Raw genomic sequence first — 16,876 nt, 5'->3', positions numbered from 1 at the left:
GTGCGAGGTGGTCTACCGTCGGCCGGGTGCGCTGGGATCGCTTCTTCGAAGACCTCGAGGACCAATTGGACTCCGAATGGGAGGCCGAGCGTGCTGCCCTCGACACCGAGGCCGAGAGACTGCGTCTGGCCCGCCTCTCGCTCTTCGAGCGGTTGACCGCTCTGACCGGTTCGACGGACGGCGACATCGTCGTCGACCTCCTCGGCGGGTCCGCCGTCACCGGTACACCAATGGCCACCGGACCGGACTGGGTCGCCCTCGACGACGGCGCTCCACGGGGCGCACTCCTCGTCCCGCTGGCGGCCGTCATCGCGTTCGGCCCCTCGCACGCCGACCTCCTCCGCAGCGCGCGTGGGGGAACGCCCGGTCGTCTGCGGGAGCGGATGACGCTGGGCTTCATCATGCGCGACCTCGCCCGGCGTCGCGTCCCGGTCACGATCCACTCCGTGGACGGTCGCGAGTACGGCGGCACGGTGGACCGGGCGGCATCCGACCACCTCGATCTCGCGCTCCACGATCGCGGCGCACCGCGGCGTGCCGATCTCGTGAGCGGCCACCGGATCGTGCCGTTCGCGGCGATCGCGGGCATCCGACTCGAATCGCCCGTGGCGCTCGCCTGACGGGTGCGGATCTACTCGCCGCCGCGGCGTCCGCGCCCCCACAGCTCGGGGAAGCTCGCCGCGTTCGATTCGCGCCACAGCGCGTGCAGACGGGCATCCTCCGCCTGGTCGTCGAGGTAGTCCTCGACGCTCGCAGCCTCGATGCGCCAGGAGGCGGGCGAGCCGAGCCGGGCGCCCCGCAGGCGGCCGTCGAGCACGAGGGCGACGACCTCGTCGACCTCCAGCTGCAGCATCTCCGCCACCTGGGAGGGCGTCAGCATACGCGCGGGCATTCCTTCGGGCATGAGGCCATTATGGGCCCGATGGCGGAACCCATCCGGAGCCTGTCCGGCTTGTGGATAATCCCGGCAGCGGCGGTGTCGGCTCGGTCACCATGACGTCATGACCACTCCCGACACCGTCCGGCCCGCGCCGCGCGCATTCTGGGCCGACGCGCGATTCCTGCTCGGGATCGCGCTAATCATCGCCTCCGTCGCAGGCGTCTGGCTCGTCGTCGCGTCGGCCCGGCAGACCGGCCCCGTCTTCGCCGCTGCCCGGACGATCGTCCCGGGACAGACCGTGACGGCCGACGACCTCCGGGTGGTCGACGTCGCATTGGGATCCGCCGGCGAGACCTATGTGTCACCGGCATCCCTGCCGCCGGGTGTCATCGCCACGCGGACGATCCTCGAGGGGGAGCTCGTCCCGCAGGCGGCCGTGGACGACGCGGACGCCGCCACGACGACCACCATCGTCATCCGGACCTCGGGCGATGTCTCCGCCTCGGTGGTGGCGGGATCGGTCGTCGAGGTGTGGGCGGCCCCGGCCGAGGACGGCGGCACCTTCGGGGAGCCTCGCATCCTCGTCCCATCGGCGACCGTCGTCAGCGTCACGCGCGACGATGCCGTCGTGTCGGGCACGGACGTGTCTCTCGAGATCGTCATCCCGCGCGCCGACGTCGCCGAGAGCCTCGCGGCGCTCGCCGACGGCGCGAACATGTCGGTCGTGCCGGTCGCAGGGGAGGCGCAGTGAGAGTCGTCGTCGCCGTCGACGGACGCCGCGGCGAGGACCTCGCTCGTCGACTGCGGGAGGAGGATGCCAATGTGCGGGCGGTCGTCCCCGCCTCGGCGCCCGCGAATGCGGCGTTCGACGCCATGTCCGCGCCGGAGGCGGCGGAGCTCCTCGCGGAGCTGGCGCGCGCCGACATCCTCATCGTCGACGGCCGGCCGTCAGCACTGACCACCGAGCTCGTCGCTGCGTGCGATCGGATGTCCGTCCGGATCGTGCCGCTGTCGGCCCGGACGTCGGACCGCCGCCTCGCCGCCTCCCTGGGGCTCCTGCCGCACGAGCCCGATGCGCCGGCGGCCGAGCTCCTTGCCGCGCCGTCGTCATCGGTACCGGTCGAGCCCGTCCGCGGCCGCGTCGTCACGGTGTGGGGTGCGCACGGAGCACCGGGGCGGACCACGATCGCCGTCGAGCTGGCGTGCGCGCTGTCGGGCCCGACGCGCAAGGTGGCTCTGATCGACGCGGACTCGCACGCCCCCTCGGTGGCGTTGGCCACAGGGCTGGCCGACGAGGGCCCGGGTTTCGCGGCGGCGTGCCGTCAAGCCGAACGCGGAGGACTGACGGTGGCGGAACTCAGCCGCATCTCTTCCACTCTCGGGGACGTGGACGTCCTCACGGGACTCAACCGGCCCGGCCGATGGCCGGAGCTCTCACACCCCCGCGTCCTTTCCGCGCTCGAGGCGTGTCGAGGGTGGGCGGACGACACCGTGGTGGACATCGCCGCGCCGCTGGAGCGGGACGAGGAGATCGTGAGCGACCTGTTCGACGCTCCTCGCCGGAACGCCGCGACGCACGCCGCGCTGGAGGCCGCCGATGTCGTCGTCGCCGTCGTCGCCGCCGACCCCGTCGGGGTGTCGCGGTTCGTCCGCGCCTGGCCGGACCTGCGTGCGGCGTCGGGCACCACCCCCGTCCGCGTCGTGGTGAACAAGATCCGCGCCGCGGCTCTCGGCGTCGACGCACGCGGGCAGGTGCGGCGCACGCTCGAGCGCTACACCGGCGTGACGGAGGTGTCCTTCGTGCCGTGGGATGCCCGGGGAACGGATGCCGCCATGCTCGCCGCGCGGCCCATCGCCCACGTCGCACCGCGCTCGGCGGTGCCGGCAGCCGTGCGTCGACTCGTCGCCGAGTCCCTCGCACCCCGGACCGCCGACGAACCCGCGACGACGCGTCACTCGCTGCGTCGTCTGGCGCGGACCGCCTGACCCGGCCACCGGAGAGAGGTCGGGCGGAGGATTAGGGTGGAGGCGTGTCCACCCTCAGCGACCTCGTCTACGCCCAAGGCCGTTCCACCGCGGAGGACGTCGAATGGCTCCACCGCCTCGCAGGCGATGGCCAGTTGCTCGCCGACCTGGCGTTCGCGGACATCGTCGTGTGGGTGCCGACACCCGATGACTCGTTCATCGCGGTGGCGCACACGCGGCCGAGCGGCGCCGCCACCCTCTTCTATCGGGACATCGTCGGCGACGCCGTGCGCCCGCAGTGGCGGACGCAGGTCAAGGACGCGTTCACGCAGATCCGGATGGTCGATTCTGCATCCCCGGACTGGTTCGAGGAGACTCCCACGCGGGTGCGGGCCGTGCCGATCGTGCGCGAGCGCGCGGGGGAGGGTCGCGAGACGCGCGTCATCGGCGTGGTGACACGTCACACCAATCTCGGCGAGGCGCGCACCCCCTCGCGCCAGCAGATCACGTTCAACGACTGCGCCGACGACCTGTTCGGCATGATCGCGTCGGCGGACTTCCCCGACCTCACCGCGCCGACCTCGCCGCGCCGCGGCGCTCCCCGCGCATCGGACGGCCTCATCCGCCTCGATGTCGACGGCATCACGACCTTCGCGAGCCCGAACGCCCTGTCGGCGTTCAACCGTCTGGGCTTCGACGACGAACTCGAGGGCGAGTCGCTCATGCAGGTGGCGACGACGATCATGCCGGCATCCCGTCAGTTCGACGAGTCGCTCCCGATCGTGATGGCCGGTCGGGCCCCCTGGCGTGCCGATGTCGAGGCCCGGGGGGTGACGGTGTCCCTGCGCACCATCCCGCTGCGCGAGAACGGCAACCGCATCGGCGCCATCGTCCTGTGCCGCGACGTCAGCGAGATCCGGCACCAGGAGCAGGAGCTCATCACCAAGGACGCGACGATCCGCGAGATTCACCACCGGGTGAAGAACAACCTGCAGACGGTCGCCTCGCTCCTGCGCATCCAGGCGCGTCGCACGCACTCCGACGAGGGGCGCGACGCCCTCACGCAGGCCATGCGGCGCGTGAGCGCGATCGCGGTGGTCCACGACACCCTGTCGGAAGGGCTGATGCAGAGCGTCGATTTCGACGACGTCTTCGAGCGCGTCCTGAAGCTCGTCGCCGAGGTGGCGGCTGCCCCCAACACGAGGGCGCGCACCGTCAAGACCGGCACGTTCGGGACTCTTCCCAGCGAGTACGCGACGCCGCTCGCGCTCGCACTGACCGAGCTCGTCACGAACGCGGTGGAGCACGGCCTCGCCGACAAGGAGGGCGAGGTCGAGATCATCGCCGAGCGCGATGAGGACCAGCTCCTGGTGCGCGTGCGCGACACCGGGGTCGGCCTTCCCGAGGGTCAGGTCGGCCGCGGTCTCGGTACGCAGATCGTGCGCACGCTCATCCAGGGAGAGCTCAGCGGAACGATCGACTGGCACACCCTGATGGGCAGTGGCACCGAAGTGACGATCGAGATCCCGATGCGATACATCGAGCGCGCGCGGGCCTGACGCCCGCGCGCGGCGACGTCAGGACGCGCGGCGGGCGCGGGCGGCGCGGCGCTTGAGGGCGCGACGCTCGTCTTCGGAGAGGCCGCCCCAGACGCCCGAGTCCTGGCCGGTCTCGAGGGCGTACTGCAGGCAGAGTTCGGTGACGGTGCACCGGGCGCAGACGGACTTCGCCTTCTCGATCTGGTCGACGGCGGGCCCGGTGTTCCCCACGGGGAAGAACAGTTCGGGGTCGACGGTCAGGCAGGCAGCTTTGTCGCGCCAATCCATAGCGGTGCTCCTAATAGGGGATCGGAAGTCGGGATGCGACGCCGGGCGACGTCGACTAACCTGGGTGGTGTGCGAGCAGATGCTCGCCCCACGCCGCTGTGGGAGCACACTTGCCCGTCAATATTCCCATGCTCGGGCATGTGAATCAAGGGTTAACGGAGTATTTCGGCGCCTCGCCGTGCCCCGGCGGCCAGGAGGAGCAGTCATCGTGCGGACCACTCGCATCGAGAGGATCGCGGCCGGCTGGCTCGCGCTCGAGGCACTCGGCATCCTGATCCTCGTGGTCTGGGAGCTCGTGGCCCTCCTTCGAGGCGACAGCGGGAGCGTGGGCAGTTCGATCGCCCTCCTGGTCCTCACCGCGGTCGGCGCGGCGGCCCTCGGGGCGTTCGCCGTCGCTGTCTGGCGCGATGGTTCCTGGGGGCGATCCGGCGGCGTCGTTGCTCAACTCCTCGTGTTGTCGATCGCCCTCGGCACCCTCACGGGTGAGGGAGCCGACACGCGTCTCGCCGCGACGATCGCCGTCCCCGCCATCGTCGGACTCGTCGTCCTCATCGCCGCCGCACGAGCGGCGGGCCGGAGGGCCCGCGACACCCCCGTCGACGAGGTCTGATCACACGCTGAGCAGACTGCGGACGCGGGCGACGTGCCCGGTCGCCTTGACGTTGTACAGCGCGTGCGCGACGGAGCCGTCCTCGTCGATGACGAAGGTCGAGCGGATGACGCCCTCGATGACCTTGCCGTAGTTCATCTTCTCGCCCCAGGCCCCGTACGCCTCGTGCACGGCATGGTCGGGGTCGCTCAACAGGTCGTAGGGGAGCGCGTCGCGCTCGCGGAAGGCCTGGAGTTTGGCGGGCTCGTCGCGGGAGATCCCGACCACCGTGTAGCCGGCGGCCTGTAGCGGCGCGACGCTGTCGCGGAAATCGCAGGCCTCGGTCGTGCAGCCCGGCGTCATCGCGGCGGGGTAGAAGAAGGCGATGAGACGCGTCCCGCGGAAGTCGGCGAGGGCGACGGTGCGGCCGTCCTGGTCGACGAGGGAGAAGTCGGGGGCGGGGGATCCGGTGGTCAGTCGCGGCATCCGTCCATTTTAGGCGCGGCGATCAGGTCGCGAACGTCGCCAGCAGCCGTTGCAGGGAATCCAGCCGCGCCGGTCCGCGCTCGCCCAGGCGTCCCTCCGCCACCGCCTCGGCGATCGCGCAATCGGGAGCGTCGGGCAGGTGCGTGCACCCGCGCGGGCACTCCTCGGCGATGGCGGCCAAATCGGTGTAGGCGCGGAGGATGTTGGCGGGGTCGACGTGTCCGAGGCCGAACGAGCGGACCCCCGGGGTGTCGATGACCCATCCGCGGCCGTTCTCACCCGCGTATCGCAGCGAGACCGCCGAGCTCGAGGTGTGACGCCCGCGTCCGGTGACCTCGTTCACGTGTCCGATCGCGCGGAGCGCATCCGGGACCAGGGCGTTCACGAGCGTGGACTTGCCGACGCCGGAGTGGCCGACGAAGACCGTCGAGTGGCCCGACAGCCGTTCGCCGATGAGATCCACGGGCATCGCGTCGCGACCGCTCGTGAAGACCTCGAGATCGTCGAGACCTTCGAAATGGCCGAGGAACGCGGTCGGATCGGCGAGGTCGGTCTTGGTGACGACGAGCATGGGATGCATCCCGGCATCCAACGCGGCGATCAGATAGCGGTCCACCAGCCGCGGCCGCGGCTCGGGGTCGGCGGCGGCGACCACGATGAGCAGCTGGTCGGCATTGGCGACGATGATCCGCTCGATGTGGTCGGTGTCGTCCGCGCTGCGGCGCAGGAGCGAGGATCGCTCTTCGATGCCGACGATGCGCGCGAGCGTGCCGTCGTCTCCGGACGTGTCGCCCACCACGCGGGCGCGGTCGCCGTTGACGATCGGCTGCTTGCGGAGCTCCCGCGCCCGGGAGGCGAGGATCTGGTGCTCGTCGGGGCCGTCCTCGTCGACGAGCACCGTGTAGCGGCCACGGTCGACGCCGAGGACGCGGGCGATCCGGGCATCGGCGTGAGCGGGTCGGCGTTTGGTGCGAGGCCGGTTGGCCTTCGGATTGGGGCGCATCCGGATGTCGGCCTCGTCGAAATCGAGGTCGTCATCGTCGTCGTCGTTGAGCCAGCTCACGCGAGCATGTCCGCCCACAGCTGGGGGAATTCGGGCATGGTCTTCGCCGTCGTCCTGATGTCGTCGACCACGACTCCCGGCACCCGGAGTCCGATGACGGCTCCGGCTGTCGCGATGCGGTGATCGTGGTGTGCGCGCCAGACGCCGCCGTGGAGCGGACGGGGGACGATGTGGATGCCGTCCTCCCGCTCCTCCGCCTCGCCACCGAGCTCGCGGAGGTTCGCGACGAGAGCGGCGATGCGATCGGTCTCGTGACCGCGGATGTGCCCGATGCCGTGGAAGGTCGTCGGAGCATCGGCGAACGCCGCGAGGGCGAACAGGGTCGGGGTGAGCTCGCTCGCGGCCGAGAGGTCGAGGTCGACGCCCGCGATGCGGTCGCCGGAGGTGACGGTCAGCGCGCCCGCACGGCGCGAGACGTGGGCGCCCATGACGGGCAGGATGTCGGCCAGCAGGGCACCGGGCTGCGTCGAGTGGGCGGGCCATCCGGGCACGGTCACCGACCCTCCCGTCAGGATCGCCGCAGCGAGGAACGGCGCGGCGTTCGAGAGGTCGGGTTCGATCGCGACATCCTTGCCGCGGACGGGCCCGGCGGGGACGACCCACTCGTTCGGAGTCGGGTGCTCGACATGGACACCCCGGCGGGCGAGGGCTTCGACCGTCATCTCGATGTGCGGCAGGCTCGGGAGGCGTTCGCCGTCGTGGATCAGGCGGAGTCCCACGTCGAACCGGGCCGCGGCCAGGAGCAGGCCCGAGACGAACTGGCTGGACTGGCTCGCGTCGATCGTCACCTCGCCGCCGCGGATGTGGCCATGGCCACGGACCTCGAACGGGAGCGACCAGCTTCCGGCGTCATCGATGTCGGCGCCGACCTCGCGGAGGGCGTGGATCATCGCGCCCATCGGGCGGTGCATCGCGGTGGGGTGCGCCGTCACGTGCACGTCCCCGACCGCGAGACCGGCGATGGGGGAGATGAAACGCATGACCGTCCCGGCCTGACCGCAGTCGATCGTCGTTCCCCCCGTGAAGCGGGCGGGCGGGGTGACGTCGAGGTCGGGACCGAAGGGCGAGTCCCCCGGAACGGGTTCGATCGAGACGCCGAGGGCGCGCAGCGCCTCGATCATGCGCGCGGAGTCGTCGGAATGGAGCGCGCCCGTCACAAGGCTCGGGCCGTCGGCGATCGCCGCGAGGACCAGCTCGCGGTTCGTCAGAGACTTGGACCCCGGAACGGAGACGCGCGCATGGACCGGCTCGGTCGGCATGGGAGCCGGCCACGACCCGGACGCGGCGGTGGTGGCGGGGGAGGAAGGGGCGTCGCTCATCGCGTCCAGCCTACTGAACGGGGCGTCGCCGCCGACGAGGGCGGTGTCACGACGGTGTCTCGAATCTGCGACACCGACGCGACACGACGGCGACATCGACCCCCTAGCGTGATTCCCATGCACCAGACTTCTCGCACCGGCATCCGATCCGTCGTCCTCGCTGCGGCCCTTCTCACGCCCCTCCTGCTCGCTGGGTGCTCCGTGGCCGTCACCGATCCCGCGTCGAGTTCGTCGCCCGCGGCATCCGATCCGCGCAGTTCGGTGCCGGACGCTCCGGACGCGTCGGCGGCGCCGGAGGCCTCGCCCGCACCGGACGCGGGCTGGAGCGCCGAGGTGGACCCCGACGTCCGCGCGAAGCTGGACCGCGCTCGCCTGCGCGACCTGGTGACGCAGAACCTGACCTGCGTCGACGGTTCCGCCACCGTGGGCCGCGACCTCGACGGGATGTACGTCGAGCTGACCGGTGACTGCGCAACGGTGACGATCCTGGCGAGCGCGGGCGGGGTCCTCCTCCCCGACGTCGGGACGCTCACGATCGAGGGCGACGGCGCCACGGTCGTCATGACCTCGGCGACGCAGATCGTGTTCGACAAGAGCGCCGATATCAACGTCGTGGGCTGGGAGAGCGGTAACCCGGACATCGCGTACGCGGGCACCGCCAACATCACGACGCCCCTGTCCTGATCGCTACGATCCCGGTATGTCCTCCGAAGCGGCGCCGCGACTGCTCCTCGTCGACGACGAGCAGTCGATCACCGACAGCCTCGCGCCCTTTCTGAGCCGCAGCGGCTTCGACGTCGCGGTGGCCGCCGACGGGGCGGAGGCGCTGCGGGTGATCGCCTCCCGGCATCCCGACATCGTCGTGAGCGACGTCGTCATGCCCATGGTCGATGGACGCGAGCTGCTGCGACGGCTGCGGCGGTCGGGGGACGCGACTCCCGTCATCCTGCTCACCCACGTCGGCGAATCGGGGGAGCGCTCGGCGGCGCTCGACGAGGGGGCGGACGATTACCTCAACAAGCCGTTCGATCCGCAGGAGCTCGTCTCCCGTGCTCGTGCGGTCCTCCGCCGGGTCGCGGCGGGCGCCGGCGGCCTCGTCTCGTCCGAACTCGTCGAGGCGGAGGGGCTCCGACTCGATCGCCCCGCCCGGCGCGTGTGGCGGGACGGCGTCGAGGTCTCGCTCACGCCGAAGGCGTTCCAGCTGCTCGAGTTCCTCATGACCCGCCCCGGCGAGGTGCACGCCCGGGAACGGCTGCTCAGCGTCGTCTGGGGGTTCGACTTCGCCGCCCACACGCGCGCCGTCGACAACCGGATCGCCGAGCTCCGATCCGTTCTGCGGGATGACGCCTCTGCGCCCACCTACATCGAGACCGTCTCGGGGGTCGGTTACCGATTCACGCGATCGGTGCGCCGCGCGTGAATCGGCGTCGCGTCATCGTCGCCGCCCTCCCGACGGCCGTCGTGCTCGTCGCGGCCGTCGTCCTGCTCGTCGTCGACCGACGGACGGTCGTCGTGTCGGCGCCGCTCGGCACGATGCTCCTCGTCGCGGCCGTCATCGTCGCCGCAGTCACGGTGGTCGCCCTCGTCTGGCGCGCGCATGTGCGTCGGGCGGTGTCACGCGCGAAGGAGGACGCGACCGGATCCGCGGCCGCGGAGCACCGCCGGTTCCTCGACCGGCTGGACCACGAACTGAAGAACCCCATCACGGCGATCCGCGCCGCCGTCGCGGTGAGCGACGCCGCGACGCCGCAGCTCGCGTCGATCGACGCGCAGACCACGCGGATGGCGCGTCTGGTCGGGGACCTCCGGAAACTCGGCGAACTGCAGACCGCGCCGATGGAGCGCGTTCCCGTCGACCCGGGCACGATCGTCACCGATGTCGCCGCGACGGTCGGCGACGCGCACGGCAGGGACATCCGCGTCACCCTCCCGTCGGCGCCCTGGCCGCTGCCGTCGGTGACCGGCGATCCGGATCTCCTGTTCACCGCCGTCCACAACGTCGTCGCCAATGCCGTGAAGTACTCCGACCCCGGGGACACCGTGGAGATCCGCGGCATCGAGCGGTCCGGTCGCGTCGTCGTCGAAGTCGCTGACACGGGTCGTGGCATCCCTGCCGCCGACGTGGCGTCCGTCCTTCAGGAACTCGCCCGCGCCTCGAACGCACGTGATCGTCCGGGGAGCGGGCTCGGGCTCGCCCTGGTCCGCACGATCGTCGACCGACACGGCGGAACCGTCACGGTCGATTCGCACGAGGGACGGGGGACGCGGGTGAGCATCGAGCTCCCCGTCGGCGTCGGCTGAGCCGTAGCTCCACGGAAAGCTGGGAATAGCCCCAGCCCCGTGCTCGTTGGAGCTTCATGTCGGTGACGTGCACGCCAGGGGAGAGGAGCGCGATGATCGCAACAGTGGATGCGCCCGAACTCGCCGAATGGGCGGACGTAGACTTGCGGGCGATGAACGATCAGGCGGTCGAAGACCCGCGTACCCAGTTCGAGGAGCAGGCGCTCCCCTTCATGGATCAGCTCTACGCAGCGGCGATGCGGATGACCCGCAACCCCGCCGATGCGTCGGACCTGGTGCAGGAGACCTTCGTCAAGGCCTTCGCCGCCTGGGCGTCCTTCACGCAGGGCACGAACCTCAAGGCGTGGCTGTACCGGATCCTCACGAACACGTACATCAACACGTACCGCAAGAAGCAGCGCGAGCCCTACCAGGGCACCATCGACGACCTCGAGGACTGGCAGCTCGGCGGGGCGGAGTCGACGACGGCGTCCTCGGCGCGGTCGGCTGAAGCCGAAGCGATCGACCACATGCCGGCATCCGTCGTCAAGGATGCGCTGCAGTCCCTTCCCGAAGACTTCCGACTGGCCGTGTACCTCGCGGACGTCGAAGGGTTCGCGTATCAGGAGATCGCGGACATCATGAAAACCCCCATCGGCACGGTCATGAGCCGTCTGCACCGAGGCAGACGTCAGCTCCGCGACCTGCTGTCCGACTATGCGAAGGAGCGTGGCATCGACGTGCCCGCCACAAGGAGTGCGAAATGACCGACTGCGGTTGCGACAAAGCCCAGAAGGATCTCGAGGAGTACCTGCGCAACGAGGTCTGCAACACCCGTCACGCCGACATCACCGAGCACCTCGAGAACTGCGCCGCCTGCCGGGACGAAGCCCTCGTGGCGACGACCCTGACGGCCGTCGTCGCGCGTGCCTGCAAGGAGGCCGCGCCCGAGGATCTGCGTGACCAGGTTCTGGCGCGTCTGCGTGCAGAGCAGGCCACCCACCACTGACGTCTCGACCGTCGATATGAAGAAGGCCCCGCCGAGGCGGGGCCTTCTTCATACTCGGGATCAGAAGCCGAGCGCCTGCTCCATGATCTCGGCGTGCTGGCGCGCGTGGACCTTCGGCGATCCGGTGGCGGTGGATGCCGCCGAAGACCGCGAGATCCGCTTGATCGTGCGCCCGTGCAGATGCTTCACGACCTCGAGGGCGATGAACGGCCAGGCGCCCTGGTTCTCCGGCTCCTCCTGTACCCAATACAGCTCCGCGTTCGGGTAGCTGTCGAGGACCGCGTTGAGCTGCTCGATCGGGGCCGGGTAGTACTGCTCCAGCCGGACCAGCGCAACCTTTTCGTTCGGGTTCTTCTCGAGCTCCGCAGCGAGGTCCCAGTGGATCTTGCCGGCGTGCAGCAGCACGCGGGTGACGGACTCGCGGTCGAGGGAGCGGTGGTCGTCGATCACCGGCTCGAACTTGCCCTCGAGGAAGTCGTCGACCGAGCTCGTCGCGTTCCGCAGGCGCAGCATGGCCTTCGGCGTGAAGACCACGAGGGGCCGGCGCGGACGGGCGTAGGCCTGGCGACGCAGCAGGTGGAAGTACGACGCGGGCGTCGAGGGACGGGCGACCGTCATGTTGTCCTGCGCACACATCTGCAGGTAGCGCTCGATGCGGGCCGACGAGTGGTCGGGTCCCTGGCCTTCGTAGCCGTGGGGGAGCAGGAGCACGACACTCGACTGCTGGCCCCACTTCTGCTCAGCGGAGGAGATGAACTCGTCGATCACCGACTGCGCCCCGTTGGCGAAGTCGCCGAACTGGGCCTCCCACAGGGTGAGGGTGTCGGCTCGTTCGACGGAGTAGCCGTACTCGAAGGCCATCGCCGCGTACTCGCTGAGCAGCGAGTCGTACACGTAGAAACGGCCCTGGTTGTCGCTCAGGTTGGCGAGCGGCAGCCATTCCTGGCCGTTCGCCCGGTCGTGCATGACGGCGTGACGCGTCACGAACGTGCCGCGACGGACGTCCTGGCCGGCCAGGCGCACGTTCGACCCCTCGACGAGGAGCGAGCCGAAGGCGAGCAGTTCGCCGAAGCCCCAGTCGATCTTGCCGTTGCGGCTCATGTCCTGGCGCTTGTCGAGCAGCTGCTGGAGCTTCGTGTGCACCGTGAAGCCCTCGGGCTTGTTCACGAAGGCGTCGCCGATGCGCTCGATGACGTCGCGGCTGACGGCGGTGGAGTCCGGCTCGCCGACGGCGGGCTCCGCCGGGGCGTCGGCGCTGACGACGGGCGAGGTGCCGGTCTGCGCCGCGTGGATCTCGGCGAAGGCGATCTCGAGGCGGTTCTGGAAGTCCTGCTTCGCCTTGTCGTACTCCTCCTCGGTGATGTCGCCGCGTCCGACGAGGGCCTCGGTGTAGAGCTTGCGGACCGAGCGCTTCGCCTCGATGAGGTTCGTCATGAGGGGCTGCGTCATCGAGGGGTCGTCGCCCTCGTTGTGGCCGCGGCGCCGGTAGCAGACGAGGTCGATGACGACGTCGCGGTTGAACTCCTGGCGGTAGCGGAACGCGAGCTCGGCGACGTGCACGACGGCCTCGGGGTCGTCGCCGTTCACGTGGAAGATCGGCGCCTGGATCGTCTTGGCGACGTCGGTGGCGTAGATCGACGTGCGGGCGTCGAGCGGGAGGGTCGTGAAGCCGACCTGGTTGTTGACCACGACGTGGACCGTGCCGCCGGTACGGTAGCCGCGCAGGCGCGACATCTGCAGCGTCTCCATGACGACGCCCTGGCCCGCGAAGGCCGCGTCGCCGTGGACGAGGATCGGGAGCCACGAGAACGATCCGATGGGGAGGCGGTCCTGCTTGGCGCGGACGATGCCCTCGAGGACGCCGTCGACGGTCTCGAGGTGCGAGGGGTTCGCGGCGAGATAGACGGGGAGTTCTTCGCCGCCGTCGGCGACGAAGGTGCCCTGGGTGCCCAGGTGGTACTTGACGTCGCCCGAGCCGCTCTTGGAGCCGACGGCGACCGATCCCTCGAACTCGCGGAAGATCTGGCTGTAGGTTTTGCCGGCGACGTTGGTGAGGACGTTGAGGCGACCGCGGTGCGCCATCGCGATGGCGGCTCCGTCGAGACCCTCGGATGCAGCGCCCTGGAGGATCTGGTCCAGCAGCGGCACGAGCGACTCGCCGCCTTCGAGGCTGAAGCGCTTCTGGCCGACGAACTTGGTCTGCAGGAAGGTCTCGAAGGCCTCGGCCTCGTTCAGCTTGCCGAGGACGCGCAGCTGCTCGTCATGGCCGGGCTTCTGGTACTTGACCTCGAGGTTGTCCTGGAACCACTTGCGCTGCGTCGGGTCCTGGATGTGCATGTATTCGACACCGACGGTGCGGCAGTACGAGTCGCGCAGGATCCCGAGGATGTCGCGGAGCTTCATCGTGCGCTTGCCGCCGAACCCGTTCGTGACGAACTCGCGGTCGAGGTCCCAGAAGGTCAGCCCGTGGTTCTCGATCTCGAGGTCGGGGTGCGTGCGCTGCACGTACTCGAGGGGGTCGATGTCGGCCATCATGTGACCGCGGACGCGGTAGGAGTTGATGAGCTCCTGGACACGTGCCGTCTTGTCGACGCGCTCGGCGATGTCGACCTTGATGTCGCTCGACCAGCGGATGGGGGAGTACGGGATGCGGAGGGCCGCGAAGATGTCGTCGTAGAACCCCTCCTGGCCGATCAGCAGCTGGTGCACGATCTTCAGGAACTCACCCGAGCCGGCACCCTGGATGACGCGGTGGTCGTAGGTGCTCGTGAGGGTGATGGTCTTGCCGATGCCGAGCTCGCCCAGCGTCTTCTCGCTCGCGCCCTGGAACTCGGCCGGGTAGTCGAGGGCGCCGGCGCCGATGATGCAGCCCTGACCCTTCATCAGACGCGGCACGGAGTGCACCGTGCCGATCCCGCCGGGGTTGGTGAGGGACACCGTCGTGCCCTGGAAGTCGGCGGCGGTCAGCTTGTTCTTGCGGGCGCGCTGGACCAGGTCCTCGTAGGCGGTCAGGTATTCGCCGAAGGTCAGAGTCTCGGCCTGCTTGATGCTCGGCACCATGAGGGCACGCGTGCCGTCCGGCTTCGGAAGGTCGATCGCGATGCCCAGGTTGATGTGAGCGGGGGCGACGACCGACGGCTTGCCGTCGACCTCGGCGTAGTAGACGTTCTGCGTCGGGAAGGCCTTCAGCGCCTGGATCAGCGCCCACCCGATGATGTGGGTGAAGCTCACCTTGCCGCCGCGCGTGCGCGACATGTGGTTGTTGATGACGATGCGGTTGTCGATCATCAGCTTCGCGGGGATCGTGCGAACGCTCGTCGCCGTCGGGACGGTGAGCGACTCGTCCATGTTCGCGGCGAGGGTCTTGGGCAGGCCGCGGAGCGGGGTGACCGTGTCCTCGAGGGTCGCCTTCTCCGCGGACGGGGCGGCCTTGGGCGCCTCGGCGGGGATCGGCTGCGGTGCCGCCGGGCGTGCGGTGGTGCGTGCCACGGGCTGCGCGCCGGTGGCGGCGGGGCGGGCCTCGGCGGCGGAAGCGGATGCCGCAGGCGTCGGGGCGGCGGGGGCGGATGCCGTCGGTGCCGCAGCCTCGGCGGGAGCGCCCGTCGACGGGGCGTCGGGGGTGTAGGCCTCGAGGATCGGCCACCACTCCTTGTCCACCGAGTTCTTGTCCCGGCTGTACTGCTCGTACAGCTCTGCGACGAGCCATTCGTTGGCTCCGAACTCCCCGTCGCTCGTAGTTCCCACGCCGGTCGCCTGACTGGACACGGTTCCGCCTGCTTTCGTCGTCGACGTTCGAAATTGTGCGGGCCTCGCGCGGCCTCGCGCACAGACGTCAAGGGTATCCCAGGTTGTCCCCCCTCCGACCCGCGCCGACGGCCCGGACACGGGGGTTCCGCGTCGCCTAGCGTGGGTGTATGCACTTCTCCGGCGAGCGACCCGCAGGCGACCTGACCTACTCCGACGTGTTCCTCGTCCCCCGACGATCGGATGTCTCGAGTCGACTCGACGTGGACCTCTCGCCGGGCGACGGCACGAGCGCCACGATCCCGATCGTCGCGTCGAACATGAACTCCGTCACCGGCCCGCGGCTGGCGGCGACGCTCGCCCGGCGAGGCGGTCTCGCCGTCCTGCCGCAGGACATGGCGTTGCAGGACGTGGATGCCGGCATCCGCTGGGTGAAGGAGCAGCCGGTGAGCTGGGACACGCCGCTCGTCCTGTCGCCCGACGCGCTCGTCTCGGACGCGGCCGCCCTGCTCCCGCCGTCCTCCGGGCACGGCGTCGTCGTGGCGTCCGCCACGGGGCGGATCCACGTCGACGACATCCTCGGCATCGTCCCGGCCGAGCGGCTCGGCACCGCTCTACCCGATGCGCGCCTCGGTGATCTGGTGCGCGGGCGCGCGGCATCCATTGACGCTGACGACGTCGACTCCGCCCGGGCCGCCTTCGACCTGCTCATCGCGGCGGATGCCGACCTCGTCACCGTGCTGCAGCACGGCCACCTCGTGGGAACCCTGTCGCGGCGGACCGCCCTGCGCTCGTCGCTCTACCGTCCCGCCGTGGACGCCGACGGGCGCCTCATCGTGGCGGCCGCCGTCGGGATCAACGGCGACGTCGCGGCGAAGGCCCGCGCGCTCGCCGCCGCCGGCGTCGACGCGCTCGTGGTCGACACCGCGCACGGGCACCAGGAGAGCATGATCCGTGCCCTCCGCGCGGTCGCTGCGGAGGACCTCGGCCTCCCGATCGTCGCGGGGAACGTCGTGACCGCCGAGGGCGTCCGCGACCTCGTCGAGGCCGGCGCCACCATTCTGAAGGTCGGGGTCGGTCCCGGCGCGATGTGCACCACCCGCATGATGACGGCCGTGGGGCGTCCGCAGTTCTCGGCGGTGCTCGAAACGGCCGAGGCCGCCGCCGCGGTTGGCGCGCACGTGTGGGCGGACGGCGGCGTCCGCTACCCCCGCGACGTCGCCCTCGCCCTGGCGGCGGGCGCGGCATCCGTCATGATCGGGTCGTGGTTCGCCGGCACGATCGAGGCGCCCGGTGACCTCCGGGTCGACGCCGAGGGTCGCGTGTTCAAGGAGTCGTGGGGCATGGCCTCGACGAAGGCCGTCCAGGGCCGGTTCGGCCGCCTCGACCCGTTCGAGCGCGCGCGCAAGGAACTGTTCGCCGAGGGCATCTCGTCGTCGCGGATCTACCTCGACCCGCTCCGGCCGAGCGTCGAGGACCTGCTCGACATGATCACCTCGGGGGTCCGGTCGTCCTTTACCTACGCGGGCGCGGCGACCGTGCCCGATTTCCACGAGCGGGCGACGGTCGGCTTCCAGTCGGCGGCCGGGTACGAAGAAGGCAAGGCTCTGCCGGTCAGCTGGTGAAAGAGCGCACGCGCGCGAGGCTCGCGGTGCCGTAGAATCGTCCCCACAATGGACGACCCTCCCAGTAGACCTTCGCCCCACCGACCCTGC

At 70.4% G+C, this 16,876-nt stretch carries 17 protein-coding genes; 11 read left to right on the top strand and 6 right to left on the bottom strand.

Annotated elements, in window-relative coordinates:
- Positions 1–26: 26 nt before the first annotated feature.
- Entirely contained in the window at positions 27–620 is a 594-nt protein-coding gene (locus BLR68_RS03790) for a hypothetical protein (protein WP_018188711.1), read from the top strand.
- An 11-nt stretch (positions 621–631) separates the two neighbouring features.
- Here BLR68_RS03790 and BLR68_RS03785 read toward each other — a convergent pair whose 3' ends face one another.
- Positions 632–880, bottom strand: coding sequence for a helix-turn-helix domain-containing protein (locus BLR68_RS03785; protein WP_018188710.1), 249 nt, complete (start codon positions 878–880; stop codon positions 632–634).
- A gap of 121 nt (positions 881–1,001) precedes the next feature.
- Here BLR68_RS03785 and BLR68_RS03780 point away from each other — a divergent pair, with 121 nt between their 5' ends.
- Genes BLR68_RS03780 through BLR68_RS03770 form a run of 3 tightly spaced genes read left to right on the top strand, consistent with a single transcriptional unit; the run spans position 1,002 to position 4,404 of the window.
- Positions 1,002–1,631 (top strand): SAF domain-containing protein, encoded by a 630-nt coding sequence (locus BLR68_RS03780; RefSeq protein ID WP_018188709.1) that lies wholly within the window; start codon positions 1,002–1,004, stop codon positions 1,629–1,631.
- Entirely contained in the window at positions 1,628–2,866 is a 1,239-nt protein-coding gene (locus tag BLR68_RS03775) for a CpaE/TadZ family protein (protein WP_018188708.1), read from the top strand. The genes BLR68_RS03780 and BLR68_RS03775 overlap by 4 nt, the downstream gene beginning before the upstream one ends.
- Positions 2,867–2,910: 44 nt before the next feature.
- Positions 2,911–4,404 (top strand): sensor histidine kinase, encoded by a 1,494-nt coding sequence (locus BLR68_RS03770; RefSeq protein ID WP_018188707.1) that lies wholly within the window; start codon positions 2,911–2,913, stop codon positions 4,402–4,404.
- A gap of 18 nt (positions 4,405–4,422) precedes the next feature.
- On the opposite strand, the gene BLR68_RS03765 is transcribed toward BLR68_RS03770, so the two are convergent.
- The gene (locus tag BLR68_RS03765; RefSeq protein WP_018188706.1) at positions 4,423–4,671 is read right to left on the bottom strand and encodes a WhiB family transcriptional regulator; all 249 of its coding nucleotides are present in this window, start codon (positions 4,669–4,671) and stop codon (positions 4,423–4,425) included.
- Between the two features lie 208 nt (positions 4,672–4,879).
- Here BLR68_RS03765 and BLR68_RS03760 point away from each other — a divergent pair, with 208 nt between their 5' ends.
- Complete coding sequence (locus BLR68_RS03760) at positions 4,880–5,281, top strand: hypothetical protein (protein WP_018188705.1); 402 nt, start codon at positions 4,880–4,882, stop codon at positions 5,279–5,281.
- On the opposite strand, the gene bcp is transcribed toward BLR68_RS03760, so the two are convergent.
- Genes bcp through aroA form a run of 3 tightly spaced genes read right to left on the bottom strand, consistent with a single transcriptional unit; the run spans position 5,282 to position 8,128 of the window.
- On the bottom strand, positions 5,282–5,746 hold the full coding sequence (bcp, locus tag BLR68_RS03755; protein ID WP_018188704.1) for a thioredoxin-dependent thiol peroxidase: 465 nt from the start codon (positions 5,744–5,746) through the stop codon (positions 5,282–5,284).
- Between the two features lie 22 nt (positions 5,747–5,768).
- Positions 5,769–6,809 (bottom strand): ribosome small subunit-dependent GTPase A, encoded by a 1,041-nt coding sequence (gene rsgA, locus BLR68_RS03750; RefSeq protein ID WP_020665408.1) that lies wholly within the window; start codon positions 6,807–6,809, stop codon positions 5,769–5,771.
- The gene (gene aroA, locus BLR68_RS03745) at positions 6,806–8,128 is read right to left on the bottom strand and encodes a 3-phosphoshikimate 1-carboxyvinyltransferase (protein ID WP_018188702.1); all 1,323 of its coding nucleotides are present in this window, start codon (positions 8,126–8,128) and stop codon (positions 6,806–6,808) included. The genes rsgA and aroA overlap by 4 nt, the downstream gene beginning before the upstream one ends.
- Positions 8,129–8,245: 117 nt before the next feature.
- On the opposite strand from aroA, the gene BLR68_RS03740 reads away from it, so the two are divergent.
- From BLR68_RS03740 to BLR68_RS03720, 5 genes are all read left to right on the top strand, one after another.
- Complete coding sequence (locus tag BLR68_RS03740) at positions 8,246–8,812, top strand: hypothetical protein (protein ID WP_018188701.1); 567 nt, start codon at positions 8,246–8,248, stop codon at positions 8,810–8,812.
- Between the two features lie 16 nt (positions 8,813–8,828).
- Entirely contained in the window at positions 8,829–9,548 is a 720-nt protein-coding gene (locus BLR68_RS03735; RefSeq protein WP_018188700.1) for a response regulator transcription factor, read from the top strand.
- A complete protein-coding gene (locus BLR68_RS03730; RefSeq protein WP_018188699.1) occupies positions 9,545–10,429 on the top strand; it encodes a sensor histidine kinase in 885 nt (294 codons plus the stop codon). The genes BLR68_RS03735 and BLR68_RS03730 overlap by 4 nt, the downstream gene beginning before the upstream one ends.
- A gap of 92 nt (positions 10,430–10,521) precedes the next feature.
- The gene (locus BLR68_RS03725) at positions 10,522–11,175 is read left to right on the top strand and encodes a sigma-70 family RNA polymerase sigma factor (protein WP_026303034.1); all 654 of its coding nucleotides are present in this window, start codon (positions 10,522–10,524) and stop codon (positions 11,173–11,175) included.
- A complete protein-coding gene (locus BLR68_RS03720; protein WP_018188697.1) occupies positions 11,172–11,417 on the top strand; it encodes a zf-HC2 domain-containing protein in 246 nt (81 codons plus the stop codon). The genes BLR68_RS03725 and BLR68_RS03720 overlap by 4 nt, the downstream gene beginning before the upstream one ends.
- Before the next feature lie 60 nt (positions 11,418–11,477).
- On the opposite strand, the gene BLR68_RS03715 is transcribed toward BLR68_RS03720, so the two are convergent.
- Positions 11,478–15,182 (bottom strand): multifunctional oxoglutarate decarboxylase/oxoglutarate dehydrogenase thiamine pyrophosphate-binding subunit/dihydrolipoyllysine-residue succinyltransferase subunit, encoded by a 3,705-nt coding sequence (locus tag BLR68_RS03715; protein ID WP_026303033.1) that lies wholly within the window; start codon positions 15,180–15,182, stop codon positions 11,478–11,480.
- A gap of 149 nt (positions 15,183–15,331) precedes the next feature.
- Here BLR68_RS03715 and BLR68_RS03710 point away from each other — a divergent pair, with 149 nt between their 5' ends.
- Positions 15,332–16,786, top strand: a complete 1,455-nt coding sequence (locus BLR68_RS03710; RefSeq protein WP_018188695.1) for a GMP reductase — start codon at positions 15,332–15,334, stop codon at positions 16,784–16,786.
- The last annotated feature ends 90 nt before the right edge of the window (positions 16,787–16,876 follow it).

This window comes from Microbacterium sp. 77mftsu3.1 (genome assembly GCF_900100525.1).
Lineage (GTDB): Bacteria > Actinomycetota > Actinomycetes > Actinomycetales > Microbacteriaceae > Microbacterium > Microbacterium aquilitoris.
The sequence above is the reverse complement of the archived record's forward strand: the minus strand, read 5'-3'. Positions and strand labels throughout refer to the sequence as shown.